We start from the raw sequence: 21183 nt of genomic DNA, 5'->3' as shown, positions 1-21183 counted from the left end.
TAGAGAAAAGGGGTGAGTGGCCGGCACCCAGCGGGCCGGCCACCCACCCGGTCAGAACTAGCTGACGGTGACGGCCGCGCTGTCGACGCCGCTCTGGGATCCAGAGGTGGTGCAGACCGAGATGTTGGTCACAGCGTCGATGGCGGTGCAGGTGAAGGCTGCCGGTGTACCGCCGGTGAGGGAGAGGGCGGGGGTCTTGCCGTCAACGCCCGGTGCGAAGGTCAGCGTGACCTGGTTCACGGACGTCTTGCTGGCATCGGTGAAACCGTATTCCAGGCCGGTCAGGGTGGCGCCCGTGACGGTCTGGTTGACCGTGCCGCCGACGAACTGGCTCGGACCGGCGGCGTTGACGAGGCCGGCACCGGTGAAGGCTGAGCCGGCAGCGAGGGCCAGGCCGGTAACGGACAGGGCGGTGACGATCTTTGCAGAAGTGCGCATGATTTCTCTTTCAGGTAGGAAGCCCGGCAGCCCCTGAGCGGGCTCCGCGGCGGTTGCAACCCCCAGGTACAACTGGATGCCGCTGCCAACGGACACGGACCGAAACATCGTCTGCATCACATCGACATCTCGAACCTAACAGCGGCAAAACCCTATAAATCCGTTCCTTGGATTAACTTCGGGGAACCTTTGGAAAGCTGGGAAAAAACAAGGAAACACGGCCGCAATGCACAAAAGCTGAGGAAAACCCCCGTGGCCACCGGTGTCCCCGCAACTGGATCGGCTCAACGAAATCCGTGCACTCTCGGCCGGCTGCCACTCAAGGTGGCGCCAAGGTTTGCATAGGATCGGCCGAGGATAAGGCGTTGGGATCATGAGGGGACGTAGCCTTTAGGCATGGCCATTTCAGCATCACCACAGGGACCGCCAGGCGGTGAAAAATCAACAGCGGCTTCAACTCAAGCGTGGACACCCGCCCAGCCTGTGCACGACAACGGCACCCACACGGTGCCGCTTGTGGATCCCATGGTGCTGCAGGATCTCGAAGACGAGCTCGGGCAGCCGGAGCTGGTCACGAATTTCGCGAAGGACTATGTGCAGTTGTGGGAGACGCGGGAGCGCCGGCTCACCACATCACTTGCAAATCAGGATCGTGCCGCAGCCTTGGATGCCGTCATCAGCCTGAGAGTCTCGTCCACCATGGTGGGGGCGCTGCGTCTGGCGGGCCTGGCACAGGCTTTGGAATCCGCGGTTCGCAGGGGCGACCTTAGTGGAGGATTCTTCGGGGAGCTGATTTCAGTTCAGGGGCGGGCGACGGTCGAAGAACTCCGGGAACGGTATCTCCAGCACCGCGGATAAAGCTTGTAGAGCTGGACGGCCTCACGCTGGCGGGTTCGGAAGCCGTCGGGCGGCCAGCCGGTAACCGGCGCCGCGGACCGTTTGCAGCCACCGGGGCGATTCGGGATCGTCCTGGAGTTTCCGGCGCAGATTACCGATATGCACCTCGACAGCGCGTTCATCAGAGTCGCTGATGTAAGCGTCCTTGGGGTAGTTGTCCCCCCGGACGGCGCGAACGAGGTCAGTGCGTGAGAGGACCCCACCGGAAGCGCGGAGCATCTCATGCAAGAGATCGAATTCGCTCCGCGTCAATTGCAGTGGAGCCCCGTCCAGCATGGTGATACGGGTCCTGGGGTTCAACGTCAACCCGTTATGAGCGAGGACCGTACCCCCCGTAACAGCCAGGGCCGCCGGCGGAAGCGGCTGCGGGCTCTCGGCATGCTCAGCACTTCCGTTCCTTGGCCTGCGCAGCATCGCCGCGACACGTGCCCGCATTTCCCGGGGCCGGAACGGCTTGGTGATGTAATCATCCGCCCCACCCTGAAGAGCAGCCAGCAGGTCCGGCTCGTCCGTCCTCCCGGTAAGCATCACTACGTAAGCGTTGCTGAACTGGCGGATCCTGCGCAGGACCTCGAAACCGTCAATATCAGGCAGCCCCACATCCAGGCTCACCACATCCGGGCGCTTTTCCCGGACCACCTCCACACCCTGACGGCCATCGCTGGCGGTGTGCACGACAAAGCCGGATTGAAGGAACACCCCCTCCACTAGATTGCGCAGATCCAGGTCATCTTCAATGACGACAACCACACCTAGATCGCCCACACGGCCCCCTTGTTCCGGATAAATCCCCGGCCCGCCCAGCGCCGGCCGGCATTGAGACCTACTCCCTAAGCTACAAGGATTAGGTAGAAAAGCTTGATCAAGTCTTGAGGATTTTCATTGGATACCTTGAGCTTGACTGTGTATAGAGTCCCATCTCGCGCTACGATCAGCAAAAAACTGGCTTATCAAAGGCACCTTTCTTGGATTTCGTTCGCTATCTAACCGGGCTGTTGGTCTTCCTGGGATCATCATTTGTCCTCGCATTCATCGCCCACCTCATAGTGATACGACGCGTGAAGCGAAAAGATGTCGCACTCACAAATCGAAAGCAATAGACGATTGCCGTACATCGATATAAACCCTCATCGACAACGCCCGAAATGGCTCGGTTATCTCATAGTGGCCATCCTGGCAGCCCTGACCGCAACGGTTGTCATCCTTGCCCTGACCGCGAACTGAGGCCGTACCGCTTCTTCAAAGACCTGAGCCCTGCTGAATCAGCGATCGCGCTCCATATGGCTACTCGGACCCGTTGGGGCAGGTACTGAAGTTTTTAAGGTGTGGGTGCGTGCTGGGGCGTGACGAGGGGGTGCATGCCCAGATGTGAGTAGGGGAGGAATTTACCTACCGTGGTTCCTGGTTCACGGGCTTACCAGCCACGCTGGGCGAGGCGGTGCGGCTGGGGGATCTGCTCGACGTTGATGCCCACCATTGCTTCGCCCAGGCCGCGGGAGGCCTTGGCGATGACGTCGGGTCATCGAAAAAGGTGGTGGCGTTGACGACGGCGGCGGCGCGCTGGGCGGGGTTGCCGGACTTGAAGATGCCGGAGCCGACGAAGACGCCGTCGGCGCCGAGCTGCATCATCATGGCCGCGTCAGCGGGGGTGGCAATGCCGCCGGCGGTGAACAGCACCACGGGAAGCTTGCCGGCAGCGGCGACTTCCTTGACCAGTTCGCAGGGGGCCTGAAGTTCCTTGGCCGCGACGTAGAGCTCGTCCTCGGGCAGGGAGGAGAGCCGGGCGATCTCGGAGCGGATCTTGCGCATGTGTCCGGTGGCGTTGGAGACGTCGCCGGTGCCTGCCTCGCCCTTGGACCGGATCATGGCCGCGCCCTCGTTGATGCGGCGCAGGGCCTCTCCGAGGTTGGTGGCGCCGCAAACGAAGGGAACCTTGAAGTTCCACTTGTCGATGTGGTTGATGTAGTCGGCCGGGGTCAGGACCTCGGACTCGTCGATGTAGTCAACGCCGAGGGACTGCAGGATCTGGGCCTCGACGAAGTGGCCGATGCGGGCCTTGGCCATGACCGGGATGGAGACGGCATCGATGATCTGGTCGATCATGTCGGGATCGGACATCCGGGACACGCCGCCCTGGGCACGGATATCGGCCGGAACACGTTCCAGCGCCATGACTGCCACGGCACCGGCATCTTCGGCGATGCGGGCCTGTTCAACGTTGACGACGTCCATGATGACGCCGCCCTTGAGCATCTCGGCCATCCCGCGCTTCACGCGGCTGCTGCCAGTGACGGACAGGTTGAATGCATTGTTTGTATCAAGGTGGGACACTGTAATCCTTTTTTATGCTGGGGTGCCAGGGTGTGTACCGGAGTCCGTATGCTGCTGCAGGGCGCTTTCGTTGTTCCTAGGGTGCGATTAGCAGCACGGCCCCGTAGCCCAGAGCGGCGATGAGTATCCAGGAGAGCAGGGCTACGAGGCTTCCACGCAGCCCTGTGGACAACAATTCCCGGATGCTTACGGCCGATCCCAGGCCGAACAGAGCCGATCCCAGTAGCACGTCCTGGAGGATTGTCCCGACGTGCAGCATGTCTGGGGTGATTATGCCAAGCGACCGGGCGCCGGTCATGGCTACGAAGCCGATGATGAAAAGCGGAACCAGTGGTGGTAGCGGCCCCAGCTCCATTTCGTTATCCGGGGTTTGCCCCTGCTTTCGGGCGTTTCGGCGGGTTCCCATGCCCGCGAGAAAAACGATGGGGGCGAGCAGCAGGACGCGTGTCAGTTTCATGACAAGCGCTGCAGCGAGTGCGGCCGATCCTGCGATTTGGGCCGTGGCGACGACCTGTCCGACGTCGTGGACGGAAGCTCCTACCCAGCGGCCGAACTGAATCGGGTCCAGGGCCAATGGCCCCATTAGTAACGGCAAGACGGCAATAGCAAGCGTTCCGCAGAGGGTTACCAGTGCCACCGGCATCAGGGTGTCGGTATGTCGGGCACGTCGGGCAGCTGCCATCGCGCCGACGGCGGAGGCGCCACAGATGGAAAATCCGGCGGCGAGCAAAAGCGGGATCTCGCCGGGGAGCCGGAAGAGTTTCCCGAGTAGGTAGGTGCCGGCAAAGGCCAAGATGACAACTGCCGCGATGATGCCGAATGTTGCCCATCCCAAGCGTAGGATGTCGACGACGCTCAGCTTCAGACCCAAGACCACAATCCCGGCTCGCATGAGTTTCTTGGCCGCAAAGTTCAGTCCGGACTGGAGTGGGCCGTGGACATATTCGCGGACCTTCGGAAGGTTCGCCGAGAGAATTCCGAGGGCAACCGCGACGGTCATGGCAGGGAGCGCTGGAACCAGATTGTGAATTCCCAGCGAAATCAGGACTGCGATGGCACATGCGCCAAGCCCCGGCAGGAGCCGCACCCACATCCTGGCCGAGGTCTCCCGAGGAGGCACGCCGGTAAGTGTTTTACCCATCAGCATTCCCTCTCTCCCCTGTATCGCTAGCGCGAGTATGGGGTGTGACTCGCGCTTGACGTCCGCTCCCGCGGGAACCGTGCCTGGTGCCGGATTCGTTTCGGCCGGGGAGCAGTTCCGCCGGGTGCATAGAGTCTCCTAGTGGGGTACGCGAAATGTTGTCGCATCAGTTGATGGCGGGTTGGGGTGAATCCGCAGTGCTGGGGCCAGTTGATGGGTGCTTGATGGCCCTGTTAATGGTTGCAATGGCGAGCTCGGCTGCCGGGTCAATCAACTTCACCGGATAGCCTTCGCTGTCGACCGACAGGAGGGTTGACAGTTCCGTGCAGCCGACGACGGCGGCCCGGGCTCCTTGCCTTTTTAGCGAGGCGAGAACGGTGTACATGTCCTGTAGCAGGATTGACCCGGACAGTCCGGCCTTGACCTGGTGGACGACTTCCATGAGCAGGGCCTGTTCTTCGGGCGAGGGCAGGGCGACGTCGAACCCGGCTTCGCCCAGAGCCTCCTGGTAGATTCCTGCTGCGAGTGCGCCATCGGTTGCCAGCAGGCCGATCGGACCGATGAGCGTGTGCCGTTGGACTGCATCGATGGTTGTCTCGATGATGCTGATGAACTCGATGGGTTTGCCGTTCATGAGCGGAGGCAGGAACTTGTGGACTGTATTGCAGGGGACCACAATGATTTCGGCTCCGGACCTTATCAACTTCTCTATTCCGGTCTCGAGCCAGGGCGACGGGTCCTTGCCGCCTGCGAGGATTGCTTCCTGACGGTTGGGGACCGTCGGGTCGGCCCAGATCACCACACGGAGGTGTTCCTGGTCCACCGAGGCCGGGGTATGCGCTATGAGTTTGGTGTAGAAGTCTGCTGTGGCTGAGGGCCCCATTCCCCCCAGAATTCCTACCAGCCGGGATGGTTCAGTGACGGCTTGCACGGATTATCCCAGTGTTTCGTTCGGGTAGGCGTAGAGGGCCGGTGAACCGCCGGTGTGAACGAACAATACGTCGCTGTCCTCGGTGAAGGCGCCCTCCTTGATCAGGCCCACCAGCCCTGCGGCGGTCTTTCCTGTGTACACGGGGTCAAGAAGTATTCCCTCGGTGCGCGCGAACATCTGGATGGCATCTGTCATTTCTCGGGTCGGCAATGAGTAGCCGGGCCCGACAAACTCGTCGCGGACGACCACGCGGTCTGATGGAATCTGCAGTTGGGCGCCCGCCAGGAGCGAGGTCTGGCGGGCGAGATCCAGAATTTTAGCCTCCTGAGGAGCCTTTTCCGCCCGTACGCTGATTCCGGTAATCGGAATCCCGCTTTGGTTGCCATGAAAGCCGGCCACCAGACCGGCATGGGTTCCGCCGGATCCACTTGCGCACACCACGTGATCGATATCGAGTCCGATGTCGAAGCTCTGGCTGAGAATCTCTTGGGCACAGGCCACGTAGCCTAGGGCGCCCAGTGCGTTGGAGCCGCCGCCGGGGATGATGTAGGGCGTTCCTCCTTCGGCGACGACCTCCTCTGCCATCTGCTGCATGACAGCCATGAGGTCGGTTCCGCCCGGTACCGGGGTGATGGATTCAGCGCCCAGGAGATGGAACAGCAGATTGTTACCACTCGCGGTTTCGCTGTAGGACCCCTCCACCCGTTCCTCGATTAGCAGCCGGCATTTCAGTCCTTCTTTAACCGCAGCCGAGAGGGTTAACCGGCAGTGGTTGGACTGCACGGCGCCCGTGGTGATGATGGTGCCGGCGCCCTTGGCCAGGGCATCGGCCATCAGGAACTCGAGTTTCCGGGTCTTGTTGCCGCCTGAGCTAAGGCCAAGAAGATCATCGCGTTTGATGTGGATGCGTGGTCCGCCCAGATGCTTGGTGAGGTTGGGAAGGAACTCAAGCGGGGTGTTCCCGGCGGTGTAGCGGCGGCGGGGGATCTTGGCAAGATTCATTGTGTGTCTTCTTTCTTGATCAGTTAACGGTCCGGGCGTGATGCCGGCCGCGCGTGGGGGAGTGGGGCTCTCTGCTAGAGGGCAAGCACGCTGGTGTTCAGGGGCTGGCCGGGGAAGTACTTTTCGAGCCGGGCGTCTCCGGCGAGAGCGTGGCCTTCCATTCCTTCGACACGGGATATGCGGGCCGCGACGCGGCCGATGCGGTCGTTGGCCGAGCGCGTCATGCGCTGATAGGTGACCGTTTTGATGAACTTCCCGACCCAGAGGCCCCCGGTGTAGCTGGCGCCGCCGCGGGTGGGAAGGATGTGGTTGGGTCCCGATGTTTTATCACCGTAGGTGACGGTGGTCTCCTCGCCGAGAAAGAGCGAGCCGTAGTTCTGCAGCGTCTTGAGCCACCAGTCGAGGTCGGCCGCCTGGACCTGGACGTGTTCGTTGGCGTATTCATCAGCAAGGGCCGCGGATTCTTCGCGTGAATCAGTAACGGCTATCTCGCCTAGGTTCTCCCACGCTGTGGAGGCGATGGAATCTGGCGGCAGCTGCGCGATGGCCCGAGGGATGAGGTCCAGGACAGCCTGGCCCAGACGGCGGGAGGAGGTAACAAGGATTGTCTGGGATTCGGCCCCGTGTTCTGCCTGGCTGATCAGGTCCACTGCCACAAGCCACGGATCGGCGGTTTCGTCCGCGATGATCAGGGATTCGGTGGGGCCGGCCACGACGTCGATTCCAACCCGGCCGTACAGCAGGCGTTTGGCTTCTGCAACGAAGCGGTTGCCGGGACCGGCGAGGAAGTTCATGCGTCATCGCGCACAACCAACGATTCGGCGCTGCCGATGACATCGAACATCCACACGACCGAGATGGGCCACATTTTCGAAGAGCCGATAACGGAGATTTTGTAAAGCTGGCCGAGTAGGGGAGTGGTGAGAGCGGCTCACCGGAACGTGAAACGGAGGGCCTCTTTCGGGTCCTCCCTCAAACCCTTTAGTCTTCCTTCGCTTCTTCCAGGACTGCACGGGCTGCTGCGGCGTCGTGAAGGTCCGGCAGGTACTTTTCCTGCTCTTCGATCCTTCGCCGGTAGAAGTCGTGGGCTGCTTGTTTCGTGATCCCGAGCGCTTCGCCGATCTGGGCCCACGTCGCGCCGGCCTCGCGTGCGGATTTGATGACGTACCAGGGCCTGGCCGTGAGCAGCTCGACAGCCTTCGCATTTGCACGCAGCGCCTCCAACGCTGCGACTTCCCTTACCTCCGTCAGGAACTGCGCTGCGGCCACCCGGGCCTGGTCACTGCCGGTGGCAGAAACTTCCCGCCAGGTCTCGCCGCGATTGAAGTCTTCCCACACTTTGAGCAGCTCGTGGACATCTCCGTTGCTGAGGGCTTGCTCGACCGACCCCGCGTCATCGTTCATGAAGTCAAGCTGGCTTGACTTCTCCGGCCGGTCAAGGGGAGCGCGGGCGGTTCTCTTCTGCCCCGGGAGGGAGAGCGTTCGTAGAACGGCCTCGCGCCGAACCACTCCGCGTCTTGCGGTAGGTGGGCGGAAATGGCGAAACTTCGGCCAAATAGCGGTTGGCCGAAGTTCCATCCCACATCCTGCAGGCTGAACCTTGAAGTTGGCTGGGAAGGGTGAACGGCTCTCGAGGGCATCACTCACCGTCATACCCGTCGGTGCTTCCGCTTTTGATGCTTAGGATTTTCGCATGAGGGTTGCAAAGACCGACACCATCGCCGGCCTGCCGGCCGGGCTGGCCCGCTCGATTGTCCGCAAGTTCAGAGGCCGCGAGATGGTCTCGGAGGCCGTGGCGGACCTGCTCGAAGGGACCGGATACGAACATGAAACGGTTCTTGCGGAGCTGGAAGCCGCCGGTTACATGGAGAAAGTCCGGGTCGACACCGACGGTGATGTCTGGTGGGACTCGACCATCCAGGGCAATGCCCTCGCGATGGCAAGCTTCGGGAAGCCGATCAGCAGAAAAACCGCAGACCGTCTGGTCGCAGGGTTGGTGGAACGGGCGCAGGCCTACAACGGCGATCCGGGCAAACCCCTGTTCATCGGCACGCTCCGGGTTTTCGGAAGCTACCTCAGCCCGGGCATCGATCCACTCGGGGACGTCGACATCGAGCTCACGTACGGCAGAAGGATCACAGGCCAGACGGCGCTGGCGGGCTACACCAGGGCCAGTGGACGTTCGTTCGGGACGTACTTTGACCAGTTGATGTGGCCGCAGACCGAACTGGTCCGGCACCTGAAGAAACGGTCCGCGTTCATCAACATCACGCTCGAGGACATCACCAGGATTACCGACACCTTCGACACCATCTACAGCATCGACCAAGACCCGGGCGCAGTCCCGCCACCTGCCGACAGAACCCTCATCGGAAGGTGAAAATGCCACTAACCGATCTTTCGTCGAGCGGGGAGACACGGCCCGGGGTAGAGGTCACTCCGCCTGACGGGTAGGGCAGCGGCCCCTGTATGAATGGATTTCATGGACATCTTTAACACCGGGGCAGGCGCTGACCAAGACTCGATTCTGGAGCTGCGCGTGGAGCTGCGCGTGGAGCTGGTCGACAGCGAGCCTGCCATTTGGCGTCTGTTCGAGCTGCGGAGCTCCCTCGCCCTGCATGAGGCGCACCAGGTCCTGCAGGCAGCCTTTGGCTGGGAGGACGCGCACCTGCATAGGTTCACGTCAAGTGATCCGTTCGCGCCGCTGCGGCCGGTCAACGGCCAATTCCCGGAAGTCCTGCAGTGGATCCCGGGGCAGGAATGTGAAGAACCGGGCGACAGGCCTGAGGACGATTGCTCCCTGGATCAGCTGCTCACGCTGGGCTCAGGCGAAGCGTTTTACGAATACGACTTTGGTGACAGCTGGCTTCACCGGCTCGAGCTGGTTTCCCGCCGGCCCGCGGACGATGACAGTCCGCATGCCCGGTTGATCGATGGCGCCCGCCGCGGGCCGCTGGAAGACTCCGGCGGACTCCCCGGCTACGAGCAGATCATGGACGCCCTGGCCGACCCGACGCATCCTGACCACGCCGAACACGCAGCCTGGGTCACCGACATCACCGGTTCCGATGCGCCTTTTGACCCCGCCTTCCTCGACATTCCCGCCGTGAACCGGGTGCTGGCTGAGAAGTTCCGGCGTACGCAGTCTGGGGAAGAACACGGCAACTAACGGGCAGGAAACAGCTCCTTTTGCCGTCCCTCCCCCGCCTGTTTTAAAGGGCCGATAATGGATCTTCCGTAAACTTGTCTCTCTCGGCCACGTCGGCCGGCGACGACGTCGCGCGGGAGTTGGCAGAGGCCTTTCCTCTCCCCGATTGATAGGGGAGGGGGAGGAACAGCACCGCTTTTTGGGGAATTCTTCCCGTGTCCTGTACGTTGCAGGACCGGTAACCCACCCCAACAGAGAAGAGATGCACCGCCGTGGCAACCGATTACGACGAACTGCGCACCGACGTTAAGGAGTCCCAAGAAAATTCGCTGGAGGCCCTGAAGTCCGCCAAAGCACCGGATGCGAAGTCCGTGGTTCAGGAACTCGACGAGGCTGACACCCTCGACGGCCTCACCCCGGGCGGCGAGTTCATTGCCGAAGAGCTCGTTGTCCAGGTCATTCCGCAGGCTGATGATGAGTTCACCTGTTACTCGTGCTTCCTGGTCCGCCACCGTTCGCAGAAGGCGCGCGAGAAGGACGGCCATGCCTATTGTGTCGAATGTGAGGGCTGAGCCCCGCTACTGGCCGGCTGTCCCGGAGCGGGTCTGGGACAGCATCCGCGAAGAATTCACCCTGCCAACCGCGGCAGCATGGAGACGCACTTGCTCTCTCTTGGCGAGCCCGACGGGATGCGCCGCACCGTCCGGGTATTTATCGGCGAGGAAACCTGCTGTCCGGGCTTCCAGCTCAAAGACGGGGCTCTCCACGAACCCGTACTGCGGCTCTTCGACCACGCCATGGCGCTGAAGGTCCCGCACAACGTGTTCGCCGCGTGGATGGTCAGCCCGCTGTCAGCCGGGGCGTGCTCCAGACCCGTGGACATGCTGGACAGCATGACGCTGCTCCAAAGCTCCCTCGCTGCTTTCGCAGACAGATACCGCCCGGTCGAAAAACGACGCTGACGCCTTAATGGCGACTCTCTTGGCCGCGGGTGCATGATTCCAGGTCTTCAGCCGGTTTAGGGTTCTGATCTTCAGCCGTGCCACGTGAGGCTCAACTCTCTTAGAGCGAAAAAGGAACAGGGAAGCCTTCCCGTGCCTTGTTGCTGATGGGGCCGCTGACCGCTGGCTGCCTCATTCGAAAGGACCCTCTTGCCCACAGCTTTCATTCCCTTCACCATGCGCGCCTCAGCCCGTAATGACCACCGCGGCACCTTCCGCACTGACATTGAACGACTGAGCGCCGGACACCGGCACTGGGCGCCCCTTGACGTGCTCAGGTCCACGAATACCCAAGCTGTTTTCCGCGGTGCCGTCCCCAAGGGCGCACACACCGCGACTGATGCGAGTCTCGCACGCTTCCTCCAGGACCGTCTCGCCACTGTTGACATCCATCTGGACCTCAGCGTCAAGATCGAGCGATAGCCCGGCCCCAAAAGCCCCGGACCATGGTCCGGGGCCTTTCGTGTGCCCGCTAAAGTCGCGAGTCCGGTCAGGCCAAAGGAAGGCCAAAGGGAGCAACGATCAGCCGTAGCGTCAGAATAGGGCGAAATTTCCGTTTATGGACAGCGCTCATGATGTTCTCAAACCCCACCCTGACAGTCGAGGGGCAGGAAACCGAGGTGCAGTAGCCCGAGAATCATCAAAACAGGCCAAAAAATCGGGACCTGATGAGACTCGCGTGCGGCAGGAGCAGGAGCGGACGAATTCCCCTGGTGCGGCTCGACAGGTGTCTGAGAACAAGAGCGAAGCCCAACCGGCAGGTGAATCCTCCCTTACGAGACCGCCTTTACGTCAGGCTGGGGTGTAGTTCAGTTCATACGCACGGCTTCAGGCAGCGGGCGAAAGGTGTAATTTACCTGAACTATAGATGGGTATGCCTGGGGAAGTCTTTTTCGCAGCAAGTCAGGGCCTCAGTCTGGCAACACGAGCTCTGTCTGAGGGTGCAATATCAAACACAAGTGTCCAAAGGGTTTGGCTTCTGCCCAACCGGGGCATGGATTCCCCTTGCTCTAGATAGCGAAATGGTGCGGGGTCTTCCTCCGGCCGCCACCAGCCGCTTATGGGTGCAGGGTCACCGGAAGTCACCGTGAGGCACGCGTCTTCGTGCTGTTGCCCTATCTTGTTCATCGCAGTCATGGTCCTTGATGTTCCTATGCATGAGGTCGCCCTGAAGGACACCCTGGTTCTGGGACACCCATCCATGCTCCTGGGCAGATGTACCATGGCCTCCCAGTTGCGAGATTGGGAGGCCATGGTGGTTTAGGTGTTCCCGGGGAGGAGTGCAATCTGCAGCCTGAACGCCACGCTGACTTTTGATGGCACTGCATTCCGGTTCCGCTGTAACGAGGCGGTTGGTTCGGCAATGCCGGTGAAAGGTGCCGGCCTGCCTGCTCGTTCAGTCTGTTTCGGGGCCGTCGCAGTAATGGCAACCTTCTTCGCAGCCGTCCTGCGGATCGATGCTGCCAAAAACCGGGAGGGGCGCTTCTGGCGAAGCTAGGGCGCGGTCGCCAGAATGCAACGCGACGATTGCATGAGGGGCAGGGGGCGTGAATGTGACTGCCGTTATCCCCAAGCGAGGGTTGGCAGCCAGGTTCCAGGGCCTATTGCTTGCCGGGACGAGGAGTGGGCGGACAGCTCCTCGCCCCCGCACATTGGAGTCACCCGCGGGGGCGTGTGCACCTGCCGATTGGGCCGCCTTATCACGTTCCCTCCCTTGACCTTGCTGATGAAGAATGCTTTTCATCATGATTCCTTTTGAGTCTTACGATCAGGAAGATCGCTCATGGATGAGGGGTTGTGCTGCCGGACCGGATATTGAATAGCCTTATAATTTGGCTTCCCGACGATGAGGGACCTTGTCAGCTACCTGTCGGCGTAGGGATCAGCAATTCCGATGTACTGGGTGGTGCTGTACTCGGCGATGCCCTCGGAGCCGCCTTCACGGCCGAGTCCTGATTGCTTGACGCCGCCGAAGGGTGCGGCGGCGTTGGAGATGATGCCGGCGTTAAAGCCGACCATGCCGAATTCGATCTGCTCGGCGACGCGCAGGAGTCTATTGAAGTCACGGCTGTAGACGTAGGAGGCCAGACCGTATTCGCTGGAGTTGGCCAAGCGAATGGCCTCTTCTTCCGTGGCGAATGTGGTGACGGGGGCGACGGGCCCGAAGATTTCCTGGCGGAGGATCTCGGCATCGTTGGGAACGTTGCCCAGCACTGTTGGCCGGTAGAAGTAACCGGCACCGGCCACTGGGGAACCTCCGGCAACGGCGGTCGCTCCTGCATCGAGGGCGGCAGTTACGAGGGCGTGGACGTCGTCGCGGGCGCCGGCATCAATCAGCGGGCCTACCTGGGTGGCGGGGTCGGTGCCGCGGCCTGTGACCAGGGCGTCCATGGCCGCGGCGAACTTGGCGGTGAATTCCTGCGCCACTGACTCGTGGACGAGGAATCGGTTGGCGGCGGTGCAGGCTTCGCCCATGTTCCGCATTTTCGCCGCCATGGCTCCTTCCACCGCCTGGTCCAGGTCTGCGTCTTCAAACACGATGAAGGGTGCGTTGCCGCCGAGCTCCATCGAGGTCCGCAACACATTTTGCGCCGCGTCGGCCATCAGCCGTTTGCCCACTGGGGTGGAACCCGTGAATGAGACCTTGCGCAGCCGCGAGTCTTTCAAAAGCGGTCCGGAGATGCCCGAGGCGCTGGAGGAGGACACCACGTTCAGGACACCGGCGGGAAGGCCGGCCTCGATCATGGTTTGCGCAAAAAGCTGGGAGGTCAGCGGGGTCAGCTTGGCCGGCTTCAGGACCATGGTGCATCCTGCGGCGATGGCCGGGGCGACCTTGCGGGTGGCCATGGCGAGCGGGAAATTCCAGGGTGTGATGAGCAGGCAGGGTCCGACGGGTTTGTGCTGGACCAGGATCTTGTTCTGGCCTTCCGGGGTGGTGAGGTAGCGGCCGTAATCGCGGACCGCTTCTTCGGAGAACCAGCGCAGGAACTCCGCCCCGTAGGTCACTTCGCCCCGGGATTCCGCCAGCGGCTTGCCCATTTCCAGGGTCATCAGCAGCGCGAAGTCCTCGGCCCGCTCGGTCACGAGGTCAAAGGCACGGCGCAGGATCTCCGCGCGTTCCCGCGGCACGCTGTGCGCCCAGGATGCTTGGACGGCGTCCGCCGCGTCGAGCGCGGCGATGGCGTCTTCGCTCGTGGCCGAGGCCAAGGTGGCGAGCACCTCTCCGGTGGCGGGGTCGTGAACATCGAACGTGCCGCCGTCGGACGCGCCCCGCCACTGACCTCCGATCAATAAACCGGTGGGGACAGAAGCGAGGAGATCGGCCTCACGCTGGCGTGGGACAGCAGTCGGATCAACGAGGGCAGTAGTCATGAGATTCCTAAAGAACGTGAGTGACGGCGATAACCCTCCACCCTTGGGTGGCGCGCTATCGCCGTCCTTTGATTGATCGGATGAAGGGACGTCCTCCATCTCAGTCAGATAGTGCGGTTCCTGATAAAGGCAGCGACCTGGTCCACTATTTGTTCTCCCCGGGAAATTCGTCCCGCAGAGGTGAACAGCCCATGGGCGTACCCGGGAAGGTGCTGGTACAGGACTTCCGTGCCTGCCCGGGCTAGTGCGGCGGCATAGTTCGCGCCTTCATCAACCAGCGGGTCGTTGTCCACGGTAATCACGTACGTTGGCGGCAGTCCTGCAGGGAGCGGGGCCATGGCGGGGCTGATATCTGATGCACAGCGGTCTACACCCTCTGGCAGATAGTGGCCCGCGAACCAGGCGATGGTGTCGGCAACCAGGGGGAACCCATCGGTGACGCGGTTATAGGACGGCGAGGACATGGTCAGGTCCACCATGGGGTACAGGAGGACCTGGCCGACGACGGGCAGGGGATCCGTCGCGGTGGCGTTCTCATTGGCCAGGACTGCGGCCAACTGTCCTCCCGCGCTGTCACCGACAAGAACGGCCTCGGTGACGTCCAGGCCGTGCTCGTTGCCGGCAGCAAACAGCCAACGCATTGCGGTGCGGCTGTCATCAATCGCGGCCGGGTAGGGGTGCTCCGGGGCAAGCCGATAATCCACCGCAACGACCGGGAGGTCGGTAAGAGATGCCAGTCGGCGACACAACCCGTCATGCGTTGACAGGCTCCCCATGACCCACCCCCCGCCGTGGAAAAACAGAACGGCGGGGGTGGGGCCATCGGCGGTGCGGGGGTCATAGACCCGAACCCTGAACTGTTCCACCTCGAAGTCGGTGACCGATGACAGCGGATCACCGCTCAGACCGTTGGCCGCGCAGCCGCTCTCGTAGAGCTCGCGCACCTGCTTCACCGGGTAGGAGTGAAACGGGCGCCCGCCGGAGGCCCGGAATTTCTGCAGAACCTCTGCAGCGTCCGGTGCCACGGGCCTGCCGCTGAACCGGTCGGTTTTTGTCACTTTGCGGGCCCGGATTCGGCCAGCTGCAGGTAGTCGTCAAGCTGGAGGTCGTGGGTGTGGGCCCGGTATTCTTCGACGGTTCCGGACCAGTTGTTGATCACGCGGCCGTCCTCGTTCTTGTACCAGGAGGAGCACTCGGAGGAGAACGCGGACTTCTCGAGTTCTTCCTGAACGTGTGCGTTGAACTTCTCGACCACTGCCCGATCTACTTCAAGGACCCGTGATTCGTCAGCTGCAATGTACTGGACAGCCTGCGCGATGTAGCGGTGCTGGGCCTCCAACATTGAAACGACCGAGTTGTGGTTGAGGTTGGTGTTGGGGCCGTAGACCAGGAAGAGGTTGGGGAACTGGTCGACGGTGATGCCCAGGTAGGCTTCCGGGGCGTTGCCCCACCGCTCGTTGAGACCCATTCCGTCCCGTCCTGAGACGCGCATGGATCCCATGAAGGCGTGGCTCTTGAATCCGGTGGCGTAGATGATGACATCGAATTCGTGCTCGACGCCGTCAGCGGTGCGGAGGCCCCGCGGAGTGAATTCCGTAATCGCCTCTGTCACCAGTTCCACATTCTCGCGGGTCAGAGCCGGGTAGAAATCGTCGCTGCGCAGGATGCGCTTGCAGCCGAAGTCGTAGTCGGGGGTAAGCTTGGCCCGCAATTCCGGGTCGGACACCTGGGCCTCGAGGTGCTGGCGGGCCTGCTCGACTCCTTCTTCGGACGCTGCCGTGTGGCGGCGGGTGCGCTCGAATCCTGCCTCACGGAATTCGTGGATCTCCTGCCGCAGCTGGCGGTAGGTGTCCGGGTTCTCCTGGAAGCGGGCGCTCTCTTCCTCGGTGAAGATGTACTGGTCGCGAGGGAGGATGTAGTTGGCTGAACGCTGGAAAACGGTCAGGTTCGATGCGATTTTTGCGACCTCGGGAACGTACTGAACGGCAGTTGCAGCGGAGCCGATGGAAGCGACGCGTTTGCCGGTCAGGTCAAGGTCGTGCCGCCACTTGGAGGAGTGGAAGGCAACGCCTTCGAAGGTTTCGGTGCCGGGGAAGTTGGGGATGTTGGGTTCGTTCAGCTGGCCCCAGGCTGCCACAACGGAGCGGGTCAGGTACTCGGAACCGTCGGCGGTGTGCAGAATCCAGACGCGGCGTTCCTGGTCCCATTCGGTGGCGGTGATGTTCTGGCCGAAGTGGATGTGCTTACCGAGCCCGAACTCTTCGACCATGGAGCGGAGGTAGCCCTGGAGTTCCTCCTGGCCGGCGAACATCCGGGAAACCTTAAGGTTGAGGAAGTAGCTGTAGCAGTAAACGAGTGCCTGCGTGTCGCATGCGGCGCCGGGGTAGGTGTTCTCTCGCCATACCCCTCCCACGTCGTTGCCGCGTTCTATGATCAGGAAGTCGTCGATTCCTTCCTGGACGAACTGGGCTCCCTGGCCCAGGCCACCGAAGCCTGCGCCGATGATGATTGCGCTGTAGATGTGGTCATTTGTGGAGGTCATGATGTTTCTCTCTTCGGAGCTGGAGTGTGGGTGTCAGGAAAAGGTGATGATCTGGCGCAGTGCGTGGCCGCCGTCGAGCGTGTCCATCGCGCGGTTGATTTCTTCGAGCGGGACAATGCCTGAAACCAGGCCTTCAACGGCCAGCTGGCCGGACCGCCAGAGCTGTTCGTAGATCGGGATGTCGTGTTCCGGGACAGCCGAGCCAAGGTAGCTGCCCACGATTGATCGGGCCTCAGCCGTCAGGGTCAGTGGGTCGATGGAGACCGACTGACCCGGAGCGGGCAATCCAACGGTGACGGTGATGCCACCCGGCTTTGTCAGCGCGATAGCAGCTTCCAAAGCGCGGGGATGTCCGGCGGCTTCGATGACGGCGTCAAACTTTTCGCCACGTTCCAGGGCCTCGGCCGATGTCATGGCATCTGAGGCACCGAGGTTCCGGGCGGCTTCCAGCTTGGCCGGCAAGGTATCGACGCCTACGACGTGTTCAACTCCGGTAGCGATGGCCGTAATGAGTGCCGCCATGCCTACTCCGCCGAGACCGACGATGGCTACCCGCGCGGAAGGCGCCGGCTTGGCGACGTTGAGGATGGCTCCTCCGCCAGTAAGCAGGGCACATCCGAGCAAAGCGGCGACGCTCGCCGGGACGTCGGGCCCGACTGGCACAACTGAACGGCGGGAGACCACGGCATGGGTGGCGAATGCTGAGACTCCAAGGTGGTGTTGGACGGGCTCGCCCTCGCGGGAGAGTCTGCGGTTTCCGCCCAGCAGCGTTCCTTCAGTATTGGAAGCGCTGCCCTCCTGGCACGGCGTTTTGCCGTTGGAGTTGCATCCGGAGCATTCACCGCAGCGGGGGAGGAAGGTCATAACGACTCGCTGGCCCAAGGAGATGTCATTGACGCCCTCGCCCAGTTCCTCAACGATGCCGGCCGCCTCGTGGCCGAGCAGCATCGGAACCGGTCGTGGCCGGTTTCCATTGACGACGGAAAGGTCGGAGTGGCATATGCCGGCTGCCTCGATACGGACCAGGATCTCGCCCTTGCCGGGACCTTCGAGTTCGAGGTTCTGCACGTGGATGGGACGGGTGTCCGCGTAGGGCCGCTCTGCCCCTATGGCCTCAAGTACGGCCCCGCGTATGGTCCTGGTGCCGCTGGCCGGCGTCGCGGTTGACTTCGTATCTTCGATCGTCACGATTGTCCTCTCAGTGGTGCAGTAAGGCTGTGCACTGTCCATTGAGATTAGGCAGCCGAGAGGGTCGCGTCACGGTGCAGAAAGTCGATATATGCGCTTTCCTTTGTACGAAGCGTCAAAGCTGTGCGTCGCGCATTGTGTAACCGCGATTGGGAGAGGCCCCATCTAGGCGCAGGATAAGTAGCTTATCGGGGTCGCTTCATCCAGTGGCCGGTGGTTCGGCCAGCGGGGGTGGCGGTGCGACTTAGTCGTTCCGGGTCGCCTGGGAGCGGCCTCTAAGGGCGAGCCAGAGCTGGGCTGCAACGTCGGGGTCATCCAGATCAACCCCCAGCAGTTCCTTTGCCTGGGCAATTCGGTAGCGTACCGAGTTCCGGTGCACTCCCAGTTCGCGGCCGGCCGCCTCCCATTGCCCGCGGTGCGCCAGGTAGGAGCGGACCGTTTCCAGTAGCTGCCCGGGATGGGAGGCCAACTCGTCCACCCATTCATCTGCCGGCAGGTCGAGACCGTGACCAACACGTATCAGCTGCCCGGCGGGCGCTGAAGCGGCGACCTCGGCCACCTGCGATCCGATTTCGTGAAGGCGCCGCAGAGGCATAGGTCCACCCCATGCACCGCGGACACCTTTCGGCAGCGTCGGATAAGGGCTCGAGGCTGCCTGAAGCACAAATACGACACCGGAACGCTCAAGTACCAGCCCCGACAGGGCGTGCTGTGCCGCCAGCGGTTCGCTATCGGGCAGGACGGCGACGAAGGCTGTTTCCGGTAGCGGGTCAGAGTCCATCTGCTTTGCAAGGAGCCGGGCTGCATCGTCGTGTCCTTCCAGGACCAGCGCTGCGAGCATACCCTCAGCACGTCGACGCTCGGCCGCTGCGTTGCGCTGTCCGGCTGCTCTGGCCGCCAGGAGCGTGGATGCGGTGAGGAACAAGTGCCGCTCTGCAGCAGCCAGTTGCCCGCTTCTGCCTAACGCCAGGTAGCCCGAGGCGGCCGGACCGTCAGATACCGGGTAGAGAGAAGCAACACCGGAGGCCAGTTGTATATTGCCGGTGGCACCCCGGCGCGCGTTACGCAAAATAGCAGATTCCCGTGTGAGTTCGGCCAGCAGTCCCGGCGGGAGTTCAGCACCGTTGGCAGCCGAGGATGGGGCCCCGTCGCCTTCAGGCAGGTATGCAACCCAAGTCCCCAGGGCGCGGGACAATTCCCGGACAATCTCCGGTTCCGCGTCATCCTGTGCGGCGGCCCGCGTCAGTGCCACCTGAAGCCCTAACAGAGCGGTGAGTTCGGCTTCGCCGCCCTGCCTGACAAGTTCCCAGTATGCGCGCGACACGGCCAGGAACGGGGACTCGCGGGGAATAGTCAGAAGAGGAAGGCCAGCTTCCACGCATGCCGCCCGTAGTTCGTCCGGCACCATGGCATGTCCTGAGCCCAAGCCCAGACCCAGAGCAGCTACGCCGCCTTCCACCAGACGTTGCACATAGTTCTTAGCCGCCTCTTGGCGCGCATCTCCGTCAAGACCGGTGAGCTGCAGTCCGACAGTGAGGAGAAGCTCGCCGCCGTAGAGGAACATTGTGGGATCCTCCAGCTCGGAGACGTGCACGCCCGTTAGCTCGACGCGGGGGAGCGGAATGGGCCAGTAGGGCGCCAGGTCGCGCTTTGCAGCCTCAACAAGCCTCGCGAGGGTGATCATAGGTAAATCATAGGTGACCGTCTTTTGTACGTTGGGACTGATCCCTGATTATCTTTGGACGAATCATCCAACGACACGTCATGGGACTGTCCCTATGGTGGATTTCACCACACGAGGAGGACCTATGACTGTCACATCAGAACTCGCCGCAAACCAGGCCAAAGATCCGGCCGCCGTTAAGGCCACAGCACGCCGCCTGCTCACCGAGCTTCCGGGCCCGCGTTCCCGCGAGCTGGAGGCCGAACGCCGCCAGCACGTCACCGACGCTTTTGGTATCACTCTGCCCGTGTTCATTGACCACGCGCAGGACGCGCTGCTCGTCGACGTTGACGGAAACCATCTCATTGATTTCGCCTCAGGCATCGCCGTGACCAGCGTTGGTGCTGCAAACCCGAAGGTGGCCAAGCGCGCCGCCGCCCAGCTTGAGCGCTTCACCCACACCTGCTTCATGGTGACCGAATATGAGTCCTTCGTTGAAGTCTGCCGGTGGCTCAACGAGCACACCCCCGGTGACTTCGAGAAGCGGACCGCGCTGTTCACCACCGGCGCGGAGGCTGTAGAAAACGCTATTAAGGTCGCCCGGTCGGCTACGCGCCGGCCCAACGTTCTCGTCTTCGACGAGGCATATCACGGCCGCACCCAGCTCACGATGGCGATGACGGCAAAGGAGAATCCGTACCGGCTCAACTTCGGACCTCTGCCGGGCTCAGTTTTCCGCGGACCGACGGCGCCCGCACACACCTCTCCTGACGGGCCGGGGAAGGCCCTGGAACAGATCGAGGCGCTTCTGGCAGAACACGGGGCGGAGACTTTCGCCGCTATGGTTATCGAACCGATTCAGGGCGAGGGCGGCTTCATTGTCCAGGCCCCCGGGTTCCTCGAAGGCATCCGTGAAATCGCGACCCGCCACGGCATCGTGCTGGTTATCGATGAGATCCAGGCCGGAATGGGCCGCACCGGCACGCTGTTCGCTTCCGAGCACGAAGGTATTGCCGGCGACATCACACTGTCTGCGAAAGCTCTTGGCGGTGGATTGCCGCTTTCGGCCGCTACCGGCCGCGCCGAGCTGATGAACGCCGTCCACACCGGTGGTCTCGGCGGGACCTACGCTGGCAACCCTGTAGCCTGTGAGGCCGCTCTGGCTGTCTTCGAACTCCTCGAAGACGGCAAGCTTCTGGAGAACGCCACTGCCATTGAAGCCGCAGTCAGGCGCCGCCTGGAGCCGCTCGTTGAGCTTGACGGCGTCGGAGACGTTCGCGGCAGGGGTGCGATGATGGCGATCGAATTCCGAGATGCTTCCGGGCCTCGTAAAGACCTTGCCACCACGGCCGCGAAGGCAGCCAACGCTCATGGTGTCCTGACTCTTACCTGCGGGACCAACGGAAACATCATCCGGCTGCTGCCTCCGCTTGGGATCGAAGCGGACGTCCTTGATGAGGGCCTTGCGGTGCTGGAGGCATCCATTCGGTCGGTATTGTCATGATTTTCCGGGGAAGGTGGACCCGGCG

General features: G+C 62.2%; 19 protein-coding genes and 1 pseudogene. 7 read left to right on the top strand and 13 right to left on the bottom strand.

Translation table 11 applies throughout. The features are described from left to right. Positions 1 to 57: 57 nt before the first annotated feature. Positions 58 to 438 carry a hypothetical protein gene (locus ACR65K_RS17065; protein WP_056388709.1) on the bottom strand — a complete coding sequence of 127 codons (381 nt, stop codon included), beginning with the start codon at positions 436 to 438 and terminating at the stop codon, positions 58 to 60. A 396-nt stretch (positions 439 to 834) separates the two neighbouring features. Between ACR65K_RS17065 and ACR65K_RS17060 the strand changes: the two genes are divergently transcribed. After that, a complete protein-coding gene (locus ACR65K_RS17060) occupies positions 835 to 1296 on the top strand; it encodes an Hpt domain-containing protein (protein WP_440154208.1) in 462 nt (153 codons plus the stop codon). Between the two features lie 21 nt (positions 1297 to 1317). Here the strand turns inward: ACR65K_RS17060 and ACR65K_RS17055 are convergent, their stop codons facing one another. The 7 genes and pseudogenes from ACR65K_RS17055 to ACR65K_RS17025 form a co-directional block, all read right to left on the bottom strand. Beyond that, positions 1318 to 2100 (bottom strand): response regulator transcription factor, encoded by a 783-nt coding sequence (locus tag ACR65K_RS17055; RefSeq protein ID WP_440154207.1) that lies wholly within the window; start codon positions 2098 to 2100, stop codon positions 1318 to 1320. A gap of 649 nt (positions 2101 to 2749) precedes the next feature. Continuing rightward, positions 2750 to 3597: pseudogene (gene pdxS / locus ACR65K_RS17050) on the bottom strand (pyridoxal 5'-phosphate synthase lyase subunit PdxS). Positions 3598 to 3742: 145 nt separating this feature from the next. After that, complete coding sequence (locus ACR65K_RS17045; RefSeq protein WP_440154206.1) at positions 3743 to 4807, bottom strand: YeiH family protein; 1065 nt, start codon at positions 4805 to 4807, stop codon at positions 3743 to 3745. A 166-nt stretch (positions 4808 to 4973) separates the two neighbouring features. Further along, positions 4974 to 5738: a cysteate racemase gene (gene cuyB / locus ACR65K_RS17040; RefSeq protein WP_440154205.1), complete on the bottom strand. Its 765-nt coding sequence runs from the start codon at positions 5736 to 5738 to the stop codon at positions 4974 to 4976. Between the two features lie 3 nt (positions 5739 to 5741). After that, positions 5742 to 6740: a D-cysteate sulfo-lyase gene (gene cuyA, locus ACR65K_RS17035; protein WP_440154204.1), complete on the bottom strand. Its 999-nt coding sequence runs from the start codon at positions 6738 to 6740 to the stop codon at positions 5742 to 5744. Positions 6741 to 6814: 74 nt separating this feature from the next. Then, positions 6815 to 7534 (bottom strand): histidinol dehydrogenase, encoded by a 720-nt coding sequence (gene hisD, locus ACR65K_RS17030; protein ID WP_440154203.1) that lies wholly within the window; start codon positions 7532 to 7534, stop codon positions 6815 to 6817. 187 nt (positions 7535 to 7721) lie between these two features. After that, on the bottom strand, positions 7722 to 8144 hold the full coding sequence (locus ACR65K_RS17025; protein ID WP_440154202.1) for a hypothetical protein: 423 nt from the start codon (positions 8142 to 8144) through the stop codon (positions 7722 to 7724). A 289-nt stretch (positions 8145 to 8433) separates the two neighbouring features. On the opposite strand from ACR65K_RS17025, the gene ACR65K_RS17020 reads away from it, so the two are divergent. The 5 genes from ACR65K_RS17020 (at position 8434) to ACR65K_RS17000 (ending at position 11312) form a co-directional block, all read left to right on the top strand. Beyond that, positions 8434 to 9120 carry a hypothetical protein gene (locus ACR65K_RS17020; protein WP_440154201.1) on the top strand — a complete coding sequence of 229 codons (687 nt, stop codon included), beginning with the start codon at positions 8434 to 8436 and terminating at the stop codon, positions 9118 to 9120. A gap of 102 nt (positions 9121 to 9222) precedes the next feature. After that, entirely contained in the window at positions 9223 to 9909 is a 687-nt protein-coding gene (locus ACR65K_RS17015) for a plasmid pRiA4b ORF-3 family protein (RefSeq protein WP_440154200.1), read from the top strand. 251 nt (positions 9910 to 10160) lie between these two features. Next, the gene (locus tag ACR65K_RS17010; RefSeq protein ID WP_440154199.1) at positions 10161 to 10460 is read left to right on the top strand and encodes a DUF4193 domain-containing protein; all 300 of its coding nucleotides are present in this window, start codon (positions 10161 to 10163) and stop codon (positions 10458 to 10460) included. A gap of 90 nt (positions 10461 to 10550) precedes the next feature. After that, entirely contained in the window at positions 10551 to 10850 is a 300-nt protein-coding gene (locus tag ACR65K_RS17005; protein ID WP_350004240.1) for a hypothetical protein, read from the top strand. A gap of 189 nt (positions 10851 to 11039) precedes the next feature. Further along, positions 11040 to 11312 (top strand): hypothetical protein, encoded by a 273-nt coding sequence (locus tag ACR65K_RS17000; RefSeq protein ID WP_350004241.1) that lies wholly within the window; start codon positions 11040 to 11042, stop codon positions 11310 to 11312. A gap of 1440 nt (positions 11313 to 12752) precedes the next feature. Here the strand turns inward: ACR65K_RS17000 and ACR65K_RS16995 are convergent. The 5 genes from ACR65K_RS16995 to ACR65K_RS16975 all read right to left on the bottom strand — a co-directional run bounded on the left by ACR65K_RS16995 (position 12753) and on the right by ACR65K_RS16975 (position 19675). Then, on the bottom strand, positions 12753 to 14261 hold the full coding sequence (locus tag ACR65K_RS16995; protein ID WP_440154198.1) for an NAD-dependent succinate-semialdehyde dehydrogenase: 1509 nt from the start codon (positions 14259 to 14261) through the stop codon (positions 12753 to 12755). Between the two features lie 104 nt (positions 14262 to 14365). After that, positions 14366 to 15319, bottom strand: coding sequence for an alpha/beta hydrolase (locus tag ACR65K_RS16990; protein WP_440154197.1), 954 nt, complete (start codon positions 15317 to 15319; stop codon positions 14366 to 14368). Further along, complete coding sequence (locus ACR65K_RS16985; protein WP_440154196.1) at positions 15316 to 16803, bottom strand: flavin-containing monooxygenase; 1488 nt, start codon at positions 16801 to 16803, stop codon at positions 15316 to 15318. The genes ACR65K_RS16990 and ACR65K_RS16985 overlap by 4 nt, the downstream gene beginning before the upstream one ends. Before the next feature lie 33 nt (positions 16804 to 16836). Further along, complete coding sequence (locus tag ACR65K_RS16980; protein ID WP_440154195.1) at positions 16837 to 17991, bottom strand: alcohol dehydrogenase catalytic domain-containing protein; 1155 nt, start codon at positions 17989 to 17991, stop codon at positions 16837 to 16839. A gap of 244 nt (positions 17992 to 18235) precedes the next feature. Further along, a complete protein-coding gene (locus tag ACR65K_RS16975) occupies positions 18236 to 19675 on the bottom strand; it encodes a PucR family transcriptional regulator (protein WP_440154194.1) in 1440 nt (479 codons plus the stop codon). Positions 19676 to 19769: 94 nt separating this feature from the next. Between ACR65K_RS16975 and ACR65K_RS16970 the strand changes: the two genes are divergently transcribed. Continuing rightward, positions 19770 to 21158 carry an aminotransferase class III-fold pyridoxal phosphate-dependent enzyme gene (locus tag ACR65K_RS16970; protein ID WP_440154193.1) on the top strand — a complete coding sequence of 463 codons (1389 nt, stop codon included), beginning with the start codon at positions 19770 to 19772 and terminating at the stop codon, positions 21156 to 21158. The last annotated feature ends 25 nt before the right edge of the window (positions 21159 to 21183 follow it).

The organism is Arthrobacter sp. SAFR-179 (assembly GCF_059414945.1).
This window is presented reverse-complemented; position numbering and strand designations above follow the sequence as displayed.

What these genes read in the sequence shown, in the direction of transcription:
- ACR65K_RS17065 (WP_056388709.1), bottom strand. Translation starts at nt 438, where the DNA reads ATGCGCACTTCTGCAAAGATCGTCACCGCCCTGTCCGTTACCGGCCTG.
- ACR65K_RS17060 (WP_440154208.1), top strand. Translation starts at nt 835, where the DNA reads ATGGCCATTTCAGCATCACCACAGGGACCGCCAGGCGGTGAAAAATCA.
- ACR65K_RS17045 (WP_440154206.1), bottom strand. Translation starts at nt 4,807, where the DNA reads ATGGGTAAAACACTTACCGGCGTGCCTCCTCGGGAGACCTCGGCCAGG.
- cuyA (WP_440154204.1), bottom strand. Translation starts at nt 6,740, where the DNA reads ATGAATCTTGCCAAGATCCCCCGCCGCCGCTACACCGCCGGGAACACC.
- hisD (WP_440154203.1), bottom strand. Translation starts at nt 7,534, where the DNA reads ATGAACTTCCTCGCCGGTCCCGGCAACCGCTTCGTTGCAGAAGCCAAA.
- ACR65K_RS17025 (WP_440154202.1), bottom strand. Translation starts at nt 8,144, where the DNA reads ATGAACGATGACGCGGGGTCGGTCGAGCAAGCCCTCAGCAACGGAGAT.
- ACR65K_RS17020 (WP_440154201.1), top strand. Translation starts at nt 8,434, where the DNA reads ATGAGGGTTGCAAAGACCGACACCATCGCCGGCCTGCCGGCCGGGCTG.
- ACR65K_RS17015 (WP_440154200.1), top strand. Translation starts at nt 9,223, where the DNA reads ATGGACATCTTTAACACCGGGGCAGGCGCTGACCAAGACTCGATTCTG.
- ACR65K_RS16995 (WP_440154198.1), bottom strand. Translation starts at nt 14,261, where the DNA reads ATGACTACTGCCCTCGTTGATCCGACTGCTGTCCCACGCCAGCGTGAG.
- ACR65K_RS16985 (WP_440154196.1), bottom strand. Translation starts at nt 16,803, where the DNA reads ATGACCTCCACAAATGACCACATCTACAGCGCAATCATCATCGGCGCA.
- ACR65K_RS16975 (WP_440154194.1), bottom strand. Translation starts at nt 19,675, where the DNA reads ATGATCACCCTCGCGAGGCTTGTTGAGGCTGCAAAGCGCGACCTGGCG.
- ACR65K_RS16970 (WP_440154193.1), top strand. Translation starts at nt 19,770, where the DNA reads ATGGTGGATTTCACCACACGAGGAGGACCTATGACTGTCACATCAGAA.